Annotated in this window: 20 protein-coding genes; 6 read left to right on the top strand and 14 right to left on the bottom strand. The window is 67.5% G+C overall.

Translation table 11 applies throughout. From position 1 onward, the window contains the following. The 7 genes from Q0C59_RS11780 to Q0C59_RS11750 form a co-directional block, all read right to left on the bottom strand. The coding region (locus tag Q0C59_RS11780) for a molybdopterin-dependent oxidoreductase (RefSeq protein ID WP_291215604.1) at positions 1–1,688 on the bottom strand (1,688 nt) is incomplete at its 3' end. Between the two features lie 45 nt (positions 1,689–1,733). Beyond that, positions 1,734–3,362 carry an MFS transporter gene (locus Q0C59_RS11775; protein ID WP_291215601.1) on the bottom strand — a complete coding sequence of 543 codons (1,629 nt, stop codon included), beginning with the start codon at positions 3,360–3,362 and terminating at the stop codon, positions 1,734–1,736. A 17-nt stretch (positions 3,363–3,379) separates the two neighbouring features. Further along, complete coding sequence (locus tag Q0C59_RS11770; protein ID WP_291215599.1) at positions 3,380–4,648, bottom strand: nitrate/nitrite transporter; 1,269 nt, start codon at positions 4,646–4,648, stop codon at positions 3,380–3,382. Between the two features lie 164 nt (positions 4,649–4,812). Next, positions 4,813–5,142, bottom strand: a complete 330-nt coding sequence (locus Q0C59_RS11765) for a hypothetical protein (protein WP_291215596.1) — start codon at positions 5,140–5,142, stop codon at positions 4,813–4,815. Between the two features lie 13 nt (positions 5,143–5,155). After that, on the bottom strand, positions 5,156–5,851 hold the full coding sequence (locus tag Q0C59_RS11760; RefSeq protein WP_291215593.1) for a response regulator: 696 nt from the start codon (positions 5,849–5,851) through the stop codon (positions 5,156–5,158). After that, positions 5,848–7,758 (bottom strand): type IV pili methyl-accepting chemotaxis transducer N-terminal domain-containing protein, encoded by a 1,911-nt coding sequence (locus Q0C59_RS11755; RefSeq protein WP_291215590.1) that lies wholly within the window; start codon positions 7,756–7,758, stop codon positions 5,848–5,850. Before Q0C59_RS11755 ends, Q0C59_RS11760 begins: the two co-directional genes overlap by 4 nt. 9 nt (positions 7,759–7,767) lie before the next feature. Further along, on the bottom strand, positions 7,768–8,280 hold the full coding sequence (locus Q0C59_RS11750) for an Rrf2 family transcriptional regulator (protein WP_291215588.1): 513 nt from the start codon (positions 8,278–8,280) through the stop codon (positions 7,768–7,770). Between the two features lie 110 nt (positions 8,281–8,390). Between Q0C59_RS11750 and ytfE the strand changes: the two genes are divergently transcribed. The 3 genes from ytfE (at position 8,391) to Q0C59_RS11735 (ending at position 9,947) form a co-directional block, all read left to right on the top strand. Continuing rightward, positions 8,391–9,089: an iron-sulfur cluster repair protein YtfE gene (gene ytfE, locus Q0C59_RS11745; protein ID WP_291215586.1), complete on the top strand. Its 699-nt coding sequence runs from the start codon at positions 8,391–8,393 to the stop codon at positions 9,087–9,089. A gap of 67 nt (positions 9,090–9,156) precedes the next feature. Further along, positions 9,157–9,564, top strand: coding sequence for a SirB2 family protein (locus Q0C59_RS11740; RefSeq protein WP_291215583.1), 408 nt, complete (start codon positions 9,157–9,159; stop codon positions 9,562–9,564). Further along, entirely contained in the window at positions 9,561–9,947 is a 387-nt protein-coding gene (locus Q0C59_RS11735; protein ID WP_291215580.1) for a YbaN family protein, read from the top strand. The genes Q0C59_RS11740 and Q0C59_RS11735 overlap by 4 nt, the downstream gene beginning before the upstream one ends. 87 nt (positions 9,948–10,034) lie before the next feature. Here the strand turns inward: Q0C59_RS11735 and Q0C59_RS11730 are convergent, their stop codons facing one another. Genes Q0C59_RS11730 through Q0C59_RS11715 form a run of 4 tightly spaced genes read right to left on the bottom strand, consistent with a single transcriptional unit; the run spans position 10,035 to position 12,975 of the window. After that, complete coding sequence (locus tag Q0C59_RS11730) at positions 10,035–11,231, bottom strand: phosphoglycerate kinase (protein ID WP_291215578.1); 1,197 nt, start codon at positions 11,229–11,231, stop codon at positions 10,035–10,037. A gap of 55 nt (positions 11,232–11,286) precedes the next feature. Next, on the bottom strand, positions 11,287–12,039 hold the full coding sequence (locus Q0C59_RS11725) for a cytochrome b/b6 domain-containing protein (protein WP_291215575.1): 753 nt from the start codon (positions 12,037–12,039) through the stop codon (positions 11,287–11,289). A gap of 17 nt (positions 12,040–12,056) precedes the next feature. Further along, on the bottom strand, positions 12,057–12,554 hold the full coding sequence (locus tag Q0C59_RS11720; protein WP_291215573.1) for a diheme cytochrome c: 498 nt from the start codon (positions 12,552–12,554) through the stop codon (positions 12,057–12,059). Between the two features lie 10 nt (positions 12,555–12,564). Beyond that, on the bottom strand, positions 12,565–12,975 hold the full coding sequence (locus Q0C59_RS11715; RefSeq protein WP_291215570.1) for a DUF1924 domain-containing protein: 411 nt from the start codon (positions 12,973–12,975) through the stop codon (positions 12,565–12,567). Between the two features lie 142 nt (positions 12,976–13,117). Between Q0C59_RS11715 and Q0C59_RS11710 the strand changes: the two genes are divergently transcribed. From Q0C59_RS11710 to Q0C59_RS11700, 3 genes are read left to right on the top strand one after another with little or no spacing between them, the layout of a single operon-like run. Next, positions 13,118–13,453: a PepSY domain-containing protein gene (locus Q0C59_RS11710; RefSeq protein ID WP_291215567.1), complete on the top strand. Its 336-nt coding sequence runs from the start codon at positions 13,118–13,120 to the stop codon at positions 13,451–13,453. A 4-nt stretch (positions 13,454–13,457) separates the two neighbouring features. Continuing rightward, on the top strand, positions 13,458–14,120 hold the full coding sequence (locus tag Q0C59_RS11705; RefSeq protein ID WP_291215565.1) for a response regulator transcription factor: 663 nt from the start codon (positions 13,458–13,460) through the stop codon (positions 14,118–14,120). Then, positions 14,117–15,490 carry a sensor histidine kinase gene (locus Q0C59_RS11700; RefSeq protein WP_291215562.1) on the top strand — a complete coding sequence of 458 codons (1,374 nt, stop codon included), beginning with the start codon at positions 14,117–14,119 and terminating at the stop codon, positions 15,488–15,490. The genes Q0C59_RS11705 and Q0C59_RS11700 overlap by 4 nt, the downstream gene beginning before the upstream one ends. On the opposite strand, the gene Q0C59_RS11695 is transcribed toward Q0C59_RS11700, so the two are convergent. The 3 genes from Q0C59_RS11695 to Q0C59_RS11685 all read right to left on the bottom strand — a co-directional run. Then, entirely contained in the window at positions 15,468–17,195 is a 1,728-nt protein-coding gene (locus Q0C59_RS11695) for a phosphoethanolamine transferase (protein ID WP_291215559.1), read from the bottom strand. The genes Q0C59_RS11700 and Q0C59_RS11695 overlap by 23 nt on opposite strands. Before the next feature lie 66 nt (positions 17,196–17,261). After that, a complete protein-coding gene (locus tag Q0C59_RS11690; RefSeq protein WP_291215556.1) occupies positions 17,262–18,605 on the bottom strand; it encodes a HAMP domain-containing sensor histidine kinase in 1,344 nt (447 codons plus the stop codon). Then, on the bottom strand, positions 18,602–18,739 hold a 138-nt coding region (locus tag Q0C59_RS11685; protein ID WP_291215607.1), incomplete at its 5' end, for a winged helix-turn-helix domain-containing protein. The genes Q0C59_RS11685 and Q0C59_RS11690, both read right to left, overlap by 4 nt.

Below are 18,739 nucleotides of genomic sequence, written 5' to 3'. Positions count from 1 at the left end.
GCCGCGCCGATGATCACCATCGACTTGCCGTGCGTCTTGTCGGCGTTGTCGGCGAACTGCTGCGCCACGGTGATGACCTGGTCGCGCGGCACGCCGGTGATGCTCTCCTGCCAGGCCGGCGTGTAGGCGGCGTTGTCGTTGAAGTCCTTCGCGCCACTGCCCAGCCCACGGTCGATGCCGTACTGCGCGACCTGCAGGTCGAACACGGTGGCGACCAGGGCGTGGCGTTCTTCACCGGCCTTGCCCAGGCGCAGGCGCACGGCCGGCACGCGGGCGTGGTTGATGCTGCCGTTCTGCGCGTTCGGCGTGAAGTGCGGGGAAGCGTCGCCACCGAAATACGGGAAAGCCACGTCCACCACCTGGGTGTCCTGCTCGCCGTCCTCGATGACCGAGAGCTTGAGTTTCACGTCGGTGTCGCTGCGGGCTTCCTTGGCCTGCAGGTTCCACTTGCCTTCGTCGTTGCGCCCGGCTTCGCCCCAGCGAAAACCGATCGAGCCGTTGGGCAACACCGCTTTGCCATCGGTGTCGAAGGCCACGGTCTTCCACTCGGGGTTGTTCTTCTGACCGAGCTGGCCGTTGAAGTCGCTGGCGCGCAGGTAGCGGTCGGGCACCAGGGTCTTGCTGCCGTCGGCTAGCGTGTGCTCCTTCAACATCACGAGCAGCGGCAGGTCGGTGTAGCGGCGCGCGTAGTCGTCGAAGTAGCTGGAACGCGGCTTGCCGCCATCGGGGAAATAGAAGTTCTTGAGCACCACATGGCCCATGGCCATGGCCAGCGCTGCGTCGGTGCCCTGCTTGGGGTGCAGCCAGAGGTCGGAGAGTTTGGCGACCTCGGAGTAGTCGGGTGTCACCGCCACCGTCTTGGCGCCCTTGTAGCGCACCTCGGTGAAGAAGTGGGCGTCGGGTGTGCGCGTCTGCGGCACGTTGGAGCCCCAGGCGATGATGAACGAGCTGTTGTACCAGTCGGCCGATTCGGGCACGTCGGTCTGTTCACCCCAGATCTGCGGGCTGGCCGGTGGCAGGTCGCAGTACCAGTCGTAGAAGCTCATGCACACGCCGCCAATCAGCGAGAGGTAACGCGAGCCGGCGGCGTAGCTCACCATGCTCATGGCCGGGATGGGCGAGAAGCCGATGATGCGGTCGGGCCCGTGCTGCTTGATGGTGTAGACGTTGGCCGCGGCGATCAGCTGGTTGACCTCGTCCCAGGTGCTGCGCACGAAGCCGCCCATGCCGCGCACCTGCTGGTAGTCGCGCCGGGCATCGGGGTTTTCGACGATGGAGGCCCAGGCGTCCACCGGGGTCTTGGCCACGTGCAACGCGGCGCGCCAGCGCTCCAGCAGGCGCCCGCGCACCATGGGGTATTTCACGCGGTTGGCGCTGTAGAGATACCAGCTGTACGAGGCGCCGCGCGCGCAGCCGCGCGGCTCGTGGTTGGGCATGTCCCAGCGCGTGCGCGGGTAGTCGGTCTGCTGGGTTTCCCAGGTCACGATGCCGCCCTTGACGTAGATCTTCCAGGAGCACGAACCGGTGCAGTTCACGCCGTGGGTGCTGCGCACGATCTTGTCGTGCGCCCAGCGGTTGCGGTAGGCGTCTTCCCAGGTGCGGTCTTCACCGGTGGTCTGGCCGTGGTTGCCCGAGAAGTTCTCGCGCGGCAGCGAGAAGTGGGAAAGGCGGTCGAGGAAATGGCTCATGAGGGTCTCCGGAAAATGAGGCGTGGCATCAGCAGTGTTCGGCGGTCAGGGATTCTTGATTTCTGCGTTTTTGCGAAGGTAGAACCACCAGTTCAGCACCAGGCAGACGGCGTAGAAGATGGCGAAGCCGTACATGGCGTACTGCGGTGTGCCGGCCTTGATCTGTGCGCCGATCACCACCGGCGCGATGAAGGCGCCGTAGGCGGCCACGGCCGAGGTCCAGCCCAGCACGGGGCCGGCCTGCTGGCGGTCGAAGATGACGCCGATGGTGCGGAAGGTCGAGCCGTTGCCGATGCCGCTGGCCACGAACAGCACGATGAACAGGCCCATGAAGGCGGGGAAGTACTGCTCGGGCGTGGCCGAGCCGTAGGCCTGCATCATCACGTAGCCCACCGCGGTCGAGGCCAGCACCATCACCGCCGAAATGATCTGCGTGACGATGGAGCCGCCGACCTTGTCGGAGATCCAGCCACCCACCGGCCGCACCGCCGCGCCCACGAAGGGGCCGATCCAGGCGTAGGTGAGGGCCGAGGGTGCGTTGGGGTTTTTGAGCGTGTGCGTCATGACCCCGGCGGCGTCGGCAATGTGCTGGAAGCCGAAGATCACCGTGATGGCCAGCGGCAGCACCATCGAGAAGCCGATGAACGAACCGAAGGTGACGATGTAGAGCGCCGTGAGCGACCAGGTGTGCTTGTTGCGGAAGATCGCGAACTGTTTGCTCACGCCTTCCTTCATGGGGCCGAAGGCAGCGAGCTTCATCACCATCAGCGCCAGCAGGATGTCCAGCGGAATGGCCACCCACATGTTGAGCAGGCCCAGGCCGGTGGGTGCGGGCAGGTACAGGTACAGGATGAAGATGGCCGGCACGAAGGCCAGGGTGTAGAGGTAGGTGACCTTGGCAAAGGCCGCTACCGGGTGGCCGGCGTCGGGCGAGACGGTCTTGAGGTTGTTCATGCCGAACCAGCACAGCGCGCCCAGGGGAATCAGGGAGAGCACCCATGCGAAGCCCGCGTTCTGGATCCAGGTGGGCGTGCCGGCGGGAATCTTGCCGAAGATCCAGCCGCTGTCCTTCACCAGCGTCATGGGTTCGCCACCGAAGGCACCGAACAGGCCCACCGTCATCACCAGCGGGATCACGATTTGCATCGTCGTGACGCCGAAGTTGCCCAGGCCGGCGTTGAGGCCGAGTGCCGTGCCCTGCAGCCGCTTCGGAAAGAAGGTGCTGATGTTGGACATGCTTGAGGCGAAGTTGCCGCCACCCACGCCCGACCACAGCGCCAGCAGCTGGAACACCCACAGCGGCCACTCGGGGTGCTGCAGCGCGATGCCGGTGCCGATCGCTGGCGCCAGCAGCATGGTGGTGGTCAGGAAGATGGTGTTGCGACCCCCGGCCAGCCGGACCAGGAAGGACGCCGGGATGCGCATGGTCGCGCCCGAGATGCCGGCGATCGCGGTCAGCGTGAACAGCTCGGCCGGCGCGAACGGGAAGCCCAGGTTCAGCATCTGCACCGTGATGATTCCCCACATGCCCCACACAGCAAAGCCGCACAGCAGGGCCGGCACGGAAATCCAGAGGTTGCGGTAGGCGATGCGCTTGCCGGTGCTGTTCCAGAAGGTCTCGTCCTCGGGACGCCAATCGACGATATCCGGTCCGACTTGTTTGGTTGGGTTCATGGTGTGACTGACAGACGTCAGTTCTGAAGGGAAAAAGGCTTGGCGTTGGCGCCCATGACCTCGGTCTTGCGCACCTCGGTCCAGTACATCCAGATGAGCGAGACCCAGACCACGCCGTACATCAACATGAAGGCACTCGACCGGATGCCGGTGAGGTCCATCAACACGCCGAACAGGATGGGCAGCACGAAGCCCCCCAGACCACCGGCCAGGCCCACGATGCCGCTGATGGCGCCGATGTTCTTCGGGTAGTCGTCGCTGATGTACTTGAAGACGCTGGCCTTGCCGAAGGCCCAGGCGATGCCCAGGATGAACATCAGCGCGGTGAAGAGATAGACGTTGAGGCCGATGTGGAAAGTCTTGGGGCCGTCCACCGTGGCCACGGTGAAATCGGTCTGCGGGTAGGACAGCAGGAACAGGCAGATCCAGCTCACCCACAGCACCCACCAGGTGACCTTGTGTGCACCGAACTTGTCCGACATCACGCCACCCACCGCGCGCAGCACGCCACCGGGCAAGGAGAAGCAGGCCGCCAGCAACGCCGCCACGCGGATGTCCAGGCCGAACTCGCCCACGTAGTACTGCACCATCCACAACGAGAGCGCCACGTAACCGCCGAAGACGATGCTGTAGTACTGGCAGTACTTGAGCACCTTGGGGTCCTTGAGCGACTTGAGCTGGTCCATGAAAGACACGTTGCTCGGCACGAGGTGGTCGGGGTTGCTGTAGGTGAAGAGCCAGAACAGCACCACCGTGCCCAGCATGATGGCCGCGTACACCTGCGGCACCATGGCCCAGCCAAACGCCACCAGCAGCACCGGCGCCACAAACTTGTTGACCGCAGCACCCGAGTTGCCCGCGCCGTACACGCCCATGGCCATGCCCTGGCGGTTTTTCGGGAACCAGCGCGCCACGTAGGGCGTACCGACCGAGAACGAGCCGCCGGCCAGACCCACGAACAAGCCGATGGTGAGGAAGTGCCAGTAGGCGGTGGCGTAGCTCATGAGCCAGATCGCCGGCACGGTGATGGCCATGAGGATGGTCATCACGATGCGGCCGCCGTAGCGGTCGGTCCAGATGCCCAGCGGCACGCGCACCAGCGAACCGGTGAGCACCGGCGTGGCCATGAGCAGGCCGAACTGGGTGGAGTTGAGGTCGAGCGCTTTCTTGATCGGGATGCCGATGACGCCGAACATCATCCACACCATGAAACACACGGTGAAGGCCAGCGTGCTGACGATCAGCACGGACCACGCTTTTTTGTCGTTGTTCAGTTCAGAGGCCATGATGTCTTTCTCCACGCGGGGCATGGCAAGACTGTCGGCGCTGGGCGCGCTGGTGGCTATCCGCCTCCCGGGTGGCGGGGGCGGCTCTGAAGAACGATGGGGAAAGGACGCAGGGCGTCCGGAAGAACTACCGCGACCGCTTTGTAGCCGTCAGTTGATCTGGATCAATGCGGCAGGACGATGGTGACCAGCACGCTGGCGTCTTCCACCGCGAGCAGGCCGTGCGGCACGCCGCCGTGCAGAAACAGCATCTGCCCGGCCTGCAGTTGCTGCACGCCCTCGGGCGTTTCGAAGTCGATCACACCTTCGAGGCATTGCACGGTGATTTCACCCGGGACCTGGTGCATCGGCATGCCCTTGCCCAGTGGCAAGCGCAGGCGGATGACTTCGAGCTGCTCCGACTTGAACAGCGCCACGGACTGCGTGCTGAGCGCGTCGCCGCCCTGGTTCAGGAGGTTGGCGATTTCGCCGGAGTCGAGGTGGTGCAGTGCCATGGGGGTGTCCTGGTCAGGCGTGGCGGGCGGCGAACACCGCTGCCTGCACACGCGAGGTGAGGTGGAGTTTGCGCAGGATGTGCTGCACGTGGATCTTGACCGTGGTCTCGGCGATGTCGAGCTGGCGGGCAATGTGTTTGTTGCTGTCGCCCCGTGCGATCAAATGCAGGATTTCGAGTTCCCGCGCCGAGAGCGACGCCAGCTCGGCGTCGGAGGTGGCCGTGGCAGTGGACACCGGCGTGTCGGGCGCGACCCCGTTGGCGGGCGGCTGTGCACGCAGGGCCGACACCAGCTTGGTCGTCATCTCGGGGCTGACCACCGACTCGCCGTCCATCACCTTGACGATGGCCTCGCACAGGTGGTGTGACTCCACTGTCTTGAGCAAATAACCGTCGGCACCGGCCTTGAGCGCAGCCACCAGGTCGGCCTCGTTCTCGCTCACGGTGAGCATGAGCACGCGGCTGCCCGGTGCGGCCTCGCGCAGCGCAGGAATGGCGTCCACCCCCAGCACGCCCGGCAGATGGTTGTCGAGCAGGATCACATCGGGCCGCCGGCGGGCCGCACAGCGCAGCGCTTCGCCCACGTCGCCGGCCTCGCAGGTCACCTCGAAGCGCGGGTCCTGCGCGAGCAGGGCCATGAGCCCGCGGCGGAACAGGGAATGGTCGTCGACGACGAGCAACTGGATCGGGCGGGCAGACGTGTCGGTCATGGGGCGCTGTGTTCGGTGGCGGGTGCGGCGGCCGGGCTGGCCGCCACCGGGTGGGGTGGCAGGGTCAGGGTCACGGTGGTGCCCTGGCCGGGGTCGGAGCTCACGTCGACCCGCGCGCCGATGAGGGCGGCACGCTCGCGCATGATCTTCAGACCCACATGGGAGTCGTCGGGTGCGTCCAACACGTCGAAGCCAGCGCCGTCGTCGCGCACACGGAAGCGCCAGCGCGCGCCCTTGTGCACGTCGAGCTGCACCTGGCCGGCCCCTGCGTGCTTGCGCACGTTGGAGAGCGACTCCTGCACCACGTGCAGCACCTGCACCTGCACGTCGGGCGGCAGCGGAAGGCCGTGGCCTTCGATGTGCAGCTTGGCCGGCAGGCCAGTCTGATGCTGGAACTTCTGCAGTGTTTCCTGCAGCGCGCGCTCGATGTCGTCGGTGTTGGTGCGGGTGCGAAAGTGCACCAGCAATTCGCGCACGTCGTTGATGCTCTCGCGCAGGCCTTCGTCGAGCTCATCCAGCGTGCTCATCACCCGCGCGTCCTGACCCTTGCTCGCCGCGTTGCGCAGCAGCTGCACCTGGATCTTGAGGAAGGCCAGCGACTGCGCAATCGAGTCGTGCAGTTCGCGTGCAATCAATGCGCGCTCTTCGCCCACGGCGGCCTCGCGCTCCAGTGCGGCGACGCGCAAGCTTTCCAGCGCGTTGGCGAGGTGGCTGGCCAGGGCGTCGAGCAGTTCGGTTTCGCCCGCGCTCAAGCTGGTCTGCGACCGGTAAAACAGGTTGATTTCGCCGATGAGGCGCTGCTGCAGGCGCACCGGCACACTCACCAACGTCTCGAAGCCAGCACGCACGCAGTGGCGCACCTCAACCTCGTCGTGGCTGCGAATGGGAATCACCCGGGTTCGCGCATCGGGCTGCAGGTTGCCGCAAGCGCACGCCCCGGCCAGCAGGCTGCGCTCTTCTTCCATCATGTCCTGCGGAAAGCAGTCGGAGGCCAGCATCAGGTAGCGCTGGCTGGCATCGTCGCTCCAGCGCACCGCCACCGCGTCGGCCCTCACCACCGCACGAACGCGCTGGGAAAAGCCGTGCGAGAGTTCTTCGATGCTGCCGGCCTGCGCCATGAAAGCGCTGACTTCGTACAGCGTCTCCAGCCGCGACCGCTGCGCCTCGATGTGGCGCGTCTTGGTTTCCACCTGGCTCTCCAGCCCGGCGTACATCGACTGCAGCGTCGCCGCCATGCGGTTGAAGCCCCCGGCCACCTGGCCGAATTCGTCGAGCGTCTCGACTTCCACGCGCGCCTTGAAGTCGCCCGACTCCAGGCGGCGCAGGCCCTGGCGCAAGTGGGCCAGCGGGTTGATCACGTACATGTAGCCGGTGTAGAGCATCACCACCGCACCGGCTATGGCCAGCGCCATCATGAGCAACTGGAACAGGTTGAGGATGGCGGTGAAGCCCGCGAGCTGGTGCTCGATGGCGAGCACCAGGGCGTCAATGGCTTCCACAAAGGTATCGGCCGCGGCCAGCGCCTGCGCGGGTTCGGGCGGCGTGTCCTGCAGCCACAGCGGACGCTGGTTCTGCCACAGCGCCTCCACCGTGGCGAATTCGCGGGCCACCGCGTCGTCCCAGGGCACGAAGAGCGGGCGGCTGGCATCGCCCCGACGCAACAGCTCAAGGCTCTGGTCGAACTGCTGCACCAGCACCGCCACCTCCCCCGGTGGGGGCCCGGCCTGCGCCACGCTGGTGAGCCGCCAGGTCTGCATGCGCATGCGGCCGGCTTCGTTCACCGCCGCTGCGCCGCCTTCGAGCTGCCAGGTGACCCACAGCGTGAGGCCGATCGACGCGAGCGCGACGAGCAGCAACCCGGCGCCGATGCGCACCAGCTTGGTCGACAGCGAAGCGGTGGACACCATGGGCGCAGGTTAGCGGCTTTCGCCGCTGGCAGATACCCGCGTGCGACGGGCTGCGACCTCGGGCGGGCGCGGAAGGCCAGGCAAAAAGTGAACCCTTTGGCCGCGTGCCCCCGGCACCGGCGCGATCAGGTCGGCCAGCGTCACGCCGTCGAGCACCTCCAGGTAACGGTCCATGGCCTCGCGCAGCGCCGTCTTGAGGCGGCAGTGGCCGTCAAGCCTGCAGCTGTTGTGTTCGGCGTCGAAGCACTCCACCAGGGTGAAGTCGCTCTCGGTCTGGCGCACCACCTCGCCCAGCACGATGGCGTGCGCCGGCTTGAGCAGGCGCAGGCCACCACCGCGCCCGCGCGTGGTCTCCAGCAGGCCCAGGCCCGAGAGCGTCATCACGATCTTGGTGAGGTGGCTGCGCGAGATGCCGTGGGCCTCGGCGATTTCACCCACGGTGGCACGCTGCTCACGCTGTTCGCTGGCGGCGCAGTACATCAGCACGCGCAGGCTGTAGTCGGTCCATTGGGTCAATCGCATCGCGCATCCTCCTCATGACCAATGTCCGTGTGGACGGTCTGAATATTCATGTTGTCTGCATTTTATGCCTTAATATATTCATACCACATGAACATTCAAGGACATCGACCATGAACACCACTTTTGCCCCTGCCGACACCCTGGAGCGTGCCAGCCAGCCCATTGGCCAGATTGCCGTGGAACTGCCGGGCTCCACCGCCGTCTTCCGCCGCCTCAAGCTCGACTTCTGCTGCGGCGGCCAGATCGCCCTGCAGCAGGCCTGCGACAACAAGGGCCTCGACGTGGACGCGGTGCTGGCCGAGCTCGCGCGGCTGGACCGCCCGGACGCGCCCGTGGTGCCGCAAGCCCTGGCCGAGATGATCGACCACATCCTCACGCGCTACCACGCGGTGCACCGTGAGCAGTTGCCCGAGTTGATCCGCATGGCGCGCCGGGTGGAGGCGGTGCACCGCGAGCACCCCGATGTGCCCACGGGTCTGGCAGAGCACCTGGAGGCCATCGAAACCGAGATGCTGGAGCACATGGCGAAGGAAGAAAACATCCTGTTCCCCATGCTCAAGGCCGGTGGGCGCGGCATGGCTGTGCACCCCATCGGCGTGATGCGCGAGGAACACACCAGCCACGGCGAACAGCTCGACCGCCTGATGGCGTTGACGCACGACGCGACCCCACCCGAGGGCGCGTGCAACACCTGGCGCGCGCTGTACGCCGGCATCGACCAGTTCGCCGACGACCTGATCGCCCACATCCACCTGGAAAACAACCAGCTGTTCCCGCAGTTCGAACCCACGCGCGCGGCCTGCTGCTGAGGCGTCCCGAGGGTGGGAGCGGCTATGCTGGGAGTGACCTCCACCCGACCGATCGCATCCAACCTCCATGCCTACCCCGGACATCGCCTGGGCCTACCCGCTGCTGCTCAAGATGCACCTCGGCCTGGTCGTGACCAGCGTGGGCTTGTTCTCCGTGCGTGCACTCGCCGCGTTGCAGGGCCAGGGCTGGCCGTTGCGAAAGGCCTGGCGCCGCGCGAGCGAGGGGGTCGACACCGCCCTGCTGACGGCCGGCGCCGGCCTGTGGTGGCTGCTGCAGCTCAACCCGCTGCACACGCCGTGGTTCGGCCTCAAGCTCGGCCTGCTGCTGGTCTACATCGCGCTGGGAATATTGACCATGCGCAGCGCAGCGTCCACCCCGGTGCGTGCGCTGGGCCTGCTGGCTGCCTGGCTGTGCGTTGCCTTCATGGCCTCGATCGCACTGGCGCGCCATCCGCTGGGTTGGTGGGCGCCATGAGCCTGCACCGCTCGCGCGTGGTGCGCTGGTTGTTGTGGCTGGCCGGCAGCGTGTCCCTCGCACTCGGCCTCATCGGCGTGGTGCTGCCGGGCTTGCCGACCACGCCCTTCATCCTGCTGGCCGCCGCCTGCTACGCCAAGGCCTCGCCCCGGTTGCACGGCTGGCTGCTGAACCACCGCTTGCTCGGCCCCATGGTGCGCGACTGGGAAACGCACCGCAACCTCACGCGCCGCAGCAAGACCGTGGCGCAGGTGAGCATGGTGGTGATGGTGGGCCTGTCGGCCTGGGGCTTGCGCGACCGGCCGGTGGTGCTGGCAATCGTGCTGATCGCTGCACTCATCGGGGTGTTGGTGGTGGCCCGCATCCCGACGCGCGAGACCTGATGCCCCCACGCTCCGCCGCTGCGCGGGTCGCTGCCCCCCGAGGGGGCTGATCCGCCTTGGGGCGGCCCGGCGGCGGATCGGCCTGAATCAGCTTGCCGCGCGACGAGCGAGAACCTCAAAAGCGGGCAAGGTCTTGCCTTCCAGCACTTCCAGGAACGCACCACCGCCGGTGGAGATGTAGCCCACGTCGTTCTCGATGCCGTACTTGGCAATGGCCGCCAGCGTGTCACCACCGCCCGCGATGCTGAAGGCGCTGCTCCTGGCAATGGCCTCGGCGATGACCTTGGTGCCGTTCTCGAACGCCGCGAACTCGAACACGCCGACCGGGCCGTTCCACACAATCGTGCCGGCCTTCATCAGTTGCTCGGCCAGCTTCGCCGCGGTCTCAGGACCTATGTCCAGGATCAGGTCGTCGTCGGCGACGTCGGTGGCGGCTTTCACCGTGGCCACGGCGTCGGCGCTGAAGCCTTTGGCGGTCACCACGTCGGTGGGGATCGGCACCTCGGCACCGCGTGCCTTCATGGCGTCGATCACCGCTTTGGCCTCAGCCACCAGGTCGGCCTCGGCCAGGCTCTTGCCGATCTTCAGGCCCGCGGCGAGCATGAAGGTGTTGGCGATGCCGCCGCCCACGATGAGCTGGTCCACGTTGTTCGCCAGGCTTTTCAGGATGGTGAGCTTGGTGCTGACCTTGCTGCCGGCCACGATGGCCACCAGCGGGCGCTTGGGCGCGAGCAGCGCGGCGGCAATCGCATCCATCTCGGCGGCCAGCAGCGGGCCGGCACACGCGATGGGGGCGGTTTCGGCGATGCCGTAGGTCGTGCCCTCGGCGCGGTGCGAAGTGCCGAAAGCGTCGTGCACAAAGATGTCGCACAAGGCGCCGAGCTTCTTCGCAAGTTCGGGGCTGTTCTTCTTCTCGCCCACGTTCAGGCGGCAATTCTCCAGCAGCACGACTTCACCGGGCGCCACTGAAAAATCGCCGTCGACCCAGTCGGCCACCAGGCGCACCGGGCGGTTCATCAGCGTCGACAAGCGCGCGGCCACGGGTTGCAGCGAGTCTTCGGGCTTGAACGCGCCTTCTGTGGGGCGACCCAGGTGCGAGGTGACCATGACGGCCGCACCCGCGTCCAGCGCCATCTGGATCGCCGGGATGCTGGCTCGGATGCGGGTGTCCTCGGTGATGCGACCTGAGTCGTCCTGCGGCACGTTGAGGTCGGCCCGGATGAAGACGCGCTGGCCCTGGACGCGGCCACTGGAGCAGAGATCGGAGAAGCGGATGAAGGACATGGTGCTGTGCAGGTGGGTGGATGACAAACCCACGCATTGTAGGAAAGGCCCTCCCTCAATCGTCATCATCGTGGTCCGACTGTCCCGAGAGCAGACCATTCCAGGTCTGCGCCGACACCAGTCCTTTGGGCGACTGCTGCCACTGCCAGGCGCCGAATGCCAGCACCGCAGCGAGCAACACCACCGCCAGCCAGACCCGGTTGTGCTTCACCAGGCTCGGGCCTGGGCCCTCCACGCGGCCGGTGATCATGGGCATCGCCTGGTTCTTGCGGCGCAGCAGACTCAGGCCCGCGATCAGCGCGATGTGGCCGAGCACGACCGCCAGGAAGGCTTCACCGAAGAACTCGTGCACGTCTTCCAGCCAGTCGCCCCAGTCGTTCCAGGTGCCGTAGCCGCTCAGCGTGAGCGGCACCACCATCACCAGCAGCGCGAACACGGCGAGTGCCATCAGCAGGTTCTGACCCTGACGCCAGTTGATGGCCGCCCAACCCGGCGCCGCCGTGAGCGAACGCAACCAGGCCGGTGCGCCCGTGAGCTTGCGCCAGAGCTGACCCAGGCCCGCCTGGCGCGGCCCGAAGAGGCCGTAGAGCACGCGAAACGCGAGCAGCCCGGCCAGGGTGTAGCCCAGGGTGACGTGCAGCAGGCGCCAGCGTTCACCGTCGGCGGTGATGTAGGCGCCCACAAAGCTCAGCGCGAAGAGCCAATGGAACATGCGTGTGGGCGCGTCGATGACGAGCCGCGTGGGCACGGGCAGGGCGCGTGTGGCCTCGGGGCGGGTGGAAGCGTTGAAGTCGGGTGCGGTGTGCATGGTCGTCTTTCAGAAGTTCAGTCGTTCCAGCCACGGCGCAGGCGCGCGTCCAGCCCCGGCGGAAAGCGCAGGTTGTCGTCGTCGTATTGGCCCTGGTTGGCGCCGGTGTGACAGGCGGCGCAGTTGGCCGCACTCTTGACGCTGGTGTGTTTCCACACGGCGGGGTCGAGGTGGCGGTGCTTGCGTTCGAACCAGCTGGATCGCGTGATGCGGTCCTGCGGAGGTTCTTCGTTCACGCGCTTGTAGGTGCCGGCGTGGGTCTGCAGCCACTGGCCGAGCTGGGTCACGGTGGCGGCGTCCAGCGAGGCATCGGTGCCGTAGTGCTGGTCGAGCCCGCTCATGACGCGTTGCCACGAGCGCGCCGGCAGCATGCCGGGCGGGTAGGCGGTGTGGCAGGCGGCGCACTCCTGCGTGTAGGCCTGCGGCACGTTGCGCGGCATCATCGGGCCGCTGTCGGCGTGGGCGCCAGTCAGACCGATGGCCGAGAGGGCCAGGGTGGCGAGGATGGATTTCATGGAATGTCCTTCAAGGTTTGAGGCTGAGCAACCAGGCCATCACGTCGGCCTTCTCGGCCGCGCTGCATTCGCGGCTGAGCACGTCCTTGCAGTTGCGGCGGAACCACTTGTCAGCCTTGGCGGCATCGGTGAAGGCTTTGGCGTTGAACCCCGGCGCCAGCGGGGCGATGGGCTTGGCGGTGCTGGCGTGTTCGCCCTGGCGCGTGGGCGGTGTGCCGTGGCACGAGGCGCAGGACCATTCACCGCCGTGGCGCTGGTTGAAGAACGCCTGCCCTTTGGACACACTCCCCGGCGCGCCGGCTTGCGCGCTCCAGCGGCCGAACTGTTCGGCCGGTGTGGTGTCGGCGGCGTGGGCGGCTGCGGCGGCGAAGACCAGCAGCGCAAGGGCTGCGAGACGGGAAAGATGGGGTGTGTGGTTCATGGCGTGCAGAAGTGGTTCGGTGTGAAGGCATCTTGCGAAACCCCGGCTGTACGGAACCTGAAGCGCGCGTTCATCGGGCGTTCAGGTTCGACCCGCACAATCGCCTCACGCTTCGCTGCCTTCTCACTGACCGCGTTTCGCCTTGAACACACACCGTCTCCGCTCCCTGCCCCACATCGCGCTGACCAGCCTGCTGGCCAGTTCGCTGCTGGCTGCGCCGGCGCTCGCCAGCGACAAAGACCACGACCGGGCGCGAGAGGCCGTGAAGGCCGGGCAGGTGATGCCATTGCGCAGCGTGCTCGAACGGCTGGAGCGCGAGCACCCGGGCCAGGTGCTGGACGTGGAGCTCGAAGAAGAGCACGGACGGCTGGTTTACGAGGTGAAGCTGCTGCAGAGCGACGGGCGCCTGGTGAAGCTCGAACTCGACGCCAAAACCGCCACCGTGCTGCGCCGCAAAGACCGCGACCGTCGCGACTAGGCCCATGCGCATCCTGCTGGTTGAAGACGACCCCACCCTGCGCGCACAGCTGCGCACGGGTCTGCACGAGGCCGGCTACGCGGTGGACGAAGCCGACAACGGGCGCGACGCGCACTTTCTCGGCGACACCGAAACCTTCGACGCGGTGGTGCTCGACCTCGGTCTGCCGGTGCTCGACGGCCTGAGCGTGCTCAAACGCTGGCGCAGTGCGGGCCGCGTGGTGCCGGTGCTCATCCTCACCGCGCGCGACAACTGGAGCGAGAAGGTGGCCGGCATCGACGCCGGCGCCGACGATTACCTGACCAAACCCTTCCACATGGAAGAGCTGCTGGCGCGCCTGCGCGCTCTCATCCGCCGCGCCGGTGGCCTGGCCTCACCGCTGCTGGTGTGCGGTGAACTGGCGCTGGACACGCGCAGCGGCCGCGTCACGCTGAAGGGCCAGACCGTGGCGCTGACCAGCCACGAATACAAGGTGCTGGAGTATTTGATGCACCGCCCGGGCGCGGTGGTCTCGCGCACCGAGCTCACCGAACACATCTACGCACAGGACTTCGAGCGCGACTCCAACACCATCGAGGTGTTTGTGGGCCGGCTGCGCAAGAAGCTGCCGCCCGCGCTGATCGAGACCGTGCGCGGCCTGGGTTACCGGCTGGTGCCAGCGCCATGAAACGCTGGGTGGGCTCGCTGCGGGTGCGCCTTCTGCTGGGCACCCTGATGGCTCTGGCGCTGGCGTTGCTGCTGGCTGGCGTGGTGCTCGGTGGCCTGTTCCGCGAGCACGTGATGCGCCAGTTCGAGACCACGCTCACGCAGCAGCTCGACCAACTCACCGCGCGGCTGGTGTTCGATACCAGCGGCCAGCCGCAGATCGATTCGCAGGCGCTCTCGGACCCGCGCTGGCAGCGGCCGTTCTCAGGCCTGTACTGGCAGCTGGACAAGCTCAGTGCGGACGGCCAGAGCCGCAGCGGCGTGCTGCGCTCGCGCTCGCTGTGGGACAGCGGCCTCACGCTGCAAGCCGACGCGATGGCCGATGGCGGCATCCACGTTCACGAAGGGCTGGGCCCGCAGGACATGCCGGTGCTGATGCTGGAGCGCACGGTGCGCGCGGCTGAGGCCCCGGGTGCCCAATGGCGCCTGATCGTGGCGGGCGACCTGCAGGAAACCGCGCAAGCGATCGAACGCTTTCGCGGCGTGCTCAACCTGTCGCTGCTGATCTTGCTCGCGCTGCTGGCGCTGGCGGCGCTGGCGCAGGTGCTGGTGGGCCTGGCGCCGCTGCGCGCCATGCAGCGGTCGCTCGTGGACGTTCGCGAGGGCCGCGCGCAGCGCTTGCAGGGGCACTTTCCGTCGGAGGTCCAGCCCCTGATCAACGACTTCAACCAGGTGCTGGCGACCAACGCCGAGGTGGTGGCGCGCGCCCGCACGCACGCCGGCAACCTCGCGCACGCGTTGAAGACCCCGCTGGCGGTGATGGCGCAGGCCGCCAGCACCGGTTCGGCGGATCTGCCGGCGCTGGTGCAGGCGCAGGTGGCGGTGTCGCGCCGCCACATCGACGCCCACCTCAGCCGTTCGCGCGTGGCGGCATCGCTCCAGCTGCCCGGCCAACGCACGCCGGTGGCCCCCGTGCTCGCGGGGCTGCTGCGTGTGATGGAGCGCGTGCACGCCGAGCGCCATCTTGCCTTCACGCTGGCGCCGGTGGACGACACCCTGGCCTTTGCCGGCGAAGAGCAGGACCTGCAGGAGATGCTGGGCAACCTGCTGGACAACGCCGGTCTGTGGGCGCGCAGTACGGTGCACATCGGCGCAGCCCGTGATGGCGAACAGTTGGTGATCAGCGTGGACGATGACGGCCCGGGCATCTCGGCCGGGCAGCGCAGCGCGGTGCTGGCGCGCGGTGCGCGGCTGGACGAGTCGGCCCCGGGCAGCGGTCTGGGCCTGGCCATCGTGGCCGATCTGGCCCGCCTCTATGGCGGCGACATCGCGCTGGAGCGCAGCGCGCTCGGTGGGCTGAGCGCCCGCCTCAGTTTGCCGCTGTCGGCGTGACCGGATCGAGCTGCGCGTAGGACGTCACACACGGCGCGAGGATGTCCAGCGAGAGGGCGTGCGCCTGGGTCTGCACGTCCATCAGGCCCAGCACCGAGTGAAACAGGTTGTCGTGCGAGAGCGGCGTATCGGCCTGGGCGCGCAGGCATTTTTCACCCACGCCGCTGCGCTGCTGCAGGCCCGGCGAGAGCCAGGCCACCATGGGCACATGGGTCTGTTGTTGTGGCGCCATCGCGTAGGGCAGCCCGTGCAGGTACAGGCCACTTTCACCCAGCGACTCGCCGTGGTCGGACAGGTAGATCAGCCCGGTCTGGAATACGCCGGCCTTCTCTTGGGCCTTCAACCACTGCAACGACAGGTCCAGGAAATGGTCGGTGGCGGCGATCGAGTTGTCGTAGCCGTTCACCAGTTCTTCGGGCGGACAGTCGGAGAGCGTGTTGCTGGTGCACTCGGGCATGAAGGGTTTGCGGTCGGGGGCCGAGCGCTTGAAGTAGGCTGGGCCGTGGCTGCCCATCTGGTGCATCACCAGCACCACGCCGCGCGCGCGGCGCACCGGGTCGAGCGCGGCGATGCGTTCGTCCAGGCCCACCAGCATGGCGGGATCCAGGCACTCGCCACTGTCGCACAGGCCGGGCAGTTTCAGGTCCAGCGTGCTGGCGTTGGGCACGCGGGCACACACGCCCTTGCAGCCGGCCTGGTTGTCGAGCCACAGCACGGCCAGACCGGCGCGCTGGAGCACATCGAGCAGGTTCTCGTGCTCGGGGATCTGGTCGCCACCTTGTGTGCGGGTGAGCGGTGAAAACAGGCAGGGCACGGACACCTTGGTGTTGGTGCCGCACGATTGCACCTGGCTGAAATTGACCAGGCCCTCCTCGGCCTGCCAACGGGCCAGCGCCGGCGTGGTGTTGCGCACGTACCCGTTGAGGCCGAAATTCTGCGCCCGTGCGGTCTCGCCAATGACCAGCATCAACAGCGGTGGTCTGGCCTGGGCCGCGTAGCTGGCACCGAGCCGGGCGTCCTCGCCCACCGGCTTCAAGGCCTGCACCTGCCGGGGCAACTGGTCCACCGCCAGGCGGCTGGCGGCGTACACGGTGTTCACGGGGTTGACCATGTAGCGCAGCTCCTTGTGGTTGCGCATGAGCGAGGCCAGGTCCTGGTAGGTGAGCAGCGTGGCGGCCACGACCGCGACCAAGCCGACGAGTGCGCCCAGCGCGTTGCGTCCGGTTTGCGGCAACCAGCTGCGCATGGCCAGCGGCCGACGCCAGACCACCCACAGCGGCAGGCCGGCGACCAGCAGCACGGTCAGTGGCAGGGCCCAGGACATCAGGTCCCGCACCTCGCGCACATCGGTCTGCACCACGTTGGCCAGCATGGTGGGGTCGATCACGGCGCCGTACTGCAGCATGAAGTGGGTGTTGAAGGCGCTCACCAGCACCAGAACCGTGGCCACCGGGCGGAACACGCGCGGCCAGGCCAGCAGCGAGAGCAGGGCGGCCGTGATGCCGAGCACCACCACGCCAAAGCCGGCGAACAGAGCCAGGCCCTGCATGGGCGAGTTGACCAGCCCGTTCACGCGCAGCCACAACGGCAGGTTGCCGGCCACGGCCAGCCACAGCGACAGCAGCCAGACGGCGGTGGCGGGGCGCCAGGTCGGGGCGGGAAGGCGGGCGGTGTGCGACGGTGCCGTGGAGAGGGTCGAAGACATGGGCGAAGCTTCCGGAGCCGGCACATGCCGACCGCCGCAGCTTCGCGTTCGCGGGTTAAGTGAGCCTTATGGCTGCGGGCGCTCCCAGCGCAGGGTGAAGCGCGTGGTCATGGGCGCCTCGCCACTGTCGCGCTGCAGCGTGGCACCCAGCTGCTCGGCGATGCGCTGTACCAGGCGCAGGCCCAAACCCAGGCCCGAGGACGCCTGCGCCGGTTTCGACACGGGCGCGTCGGCCCGCTGGCCATCGTCGCTCACCGACACGCCCACCGCCTGCGCGGTCTGCCAGACCTCCACCAGGACCTGCGTGCCCGCCGGGGTGTGGCGCAGCGCGTTCTCGATCAGGTTGCGCAAGGCCAGCTCCAGCAGCAGCGGCTGGGTGTGAAGGTTCACCGACGCGTCAGGCTGCTCCAGCGACAGTTCTTGCCCGCGCTCGAAACCCTCCTGTGCGTGGGATGCGATCAGCCCGGACGCGATCTCGCCCAGCGCCACGTCCTTCCACGCCGCGCGGCCGGTGCCGTCACGCTGCGCGCGCGCGAGTTCCAGCAACTGCGACAGGATGTGGCCAGCCCGCAGCGCGGAGGCCTCCAGCTGGGCCAGGCGCTCAGGCGAAGGGTCGTGCTGCGCGGCGCTGGCCTGCAAGGACATCGCCGCCAGCGGCGTGCGCAGTTCGTGCGCCACGTCGGATGCGAACTCGCGCTCGCGCCGTGCTTGCGCCTGCAGCGAATCCACCAACGTGTTGATGGCGCGCACGGTGCTGGAGAACTCGTGGAAACGGTGCGCCGTGTCCAGGCGCTGGCCACCCAGCCCGTCGAGCGCAGCCACGTCGCGCGACAGGCGCACCAGCGGGCTCAGGCCACGTCGCAGCGCCCACCACAGCAGCAAGGCCACCAGCGGCAGCACCAGCAAGGCCGGGCGTGCGAGTTTGAGCGCCATGTCGCGCCCGAGGTCCACCCGGTGGTCCATGTCCATCAGCACGGCCACATGGTCGGCCGCGTGTTCGCCCTGGCCCGGGGCGGCGTACACACGCCAGCGCACCTCGCCGTTGCCGGTGGTCTGCACCCGGTTGGAGAAACCCCTCGCGGGCGGATTGCTCCATCCGAGGCTGCCAGCCAGGTTGTGGGTGTCGGTGAACAGTTGTCCATCCACCCAGTGCAACACGGCCACGTCCTGCACATAGGCCCGAGCCCGGTTGGAAGCGATCGGCTCGGGAATCGACAAGGTCTTGTCGGGCTCTACCGAGAGCCACAGGCGCGCCACCGCCTCCAGCTGGCCGTCGGTGATTTCGTCGGCCTCGTGGTGGCCGGTGTACCAGGCCACGATCAGCAGCGTGGTCCAGACCACCAGCAAGGCGCCCACCACCCAGCTCCACAGGTAGCGCCCCAGCGTGGGCAGGCGGGGCTGGTCCGTCATGCGGGCGGATCCTGTTGCGGCACGAAGTAGCCGACGCCGCGCACTGTCTTGATCAGCGACTCACCCAGCTTGCGCCGCAGGTGGTGGATGTGCACTTCGATCGCGTTGCTCTCCAGCGCTTCGCCGAAGCCGTA

Origin of the sequence: Hydrogenophaga sp. (assembly GCF_022844385.1) — a bacterium.
Classification (GTDB): Bacteria; Pseudomonadota; Gammaproteobacteria; order Burkholderiales; family Burkholderiaceae_C; genus Hydrogenophaga.
Note: the sequence above shows the minus strand (reverse complement) of the source record. Positions and strands in the feature narration are given on the sequence as shown.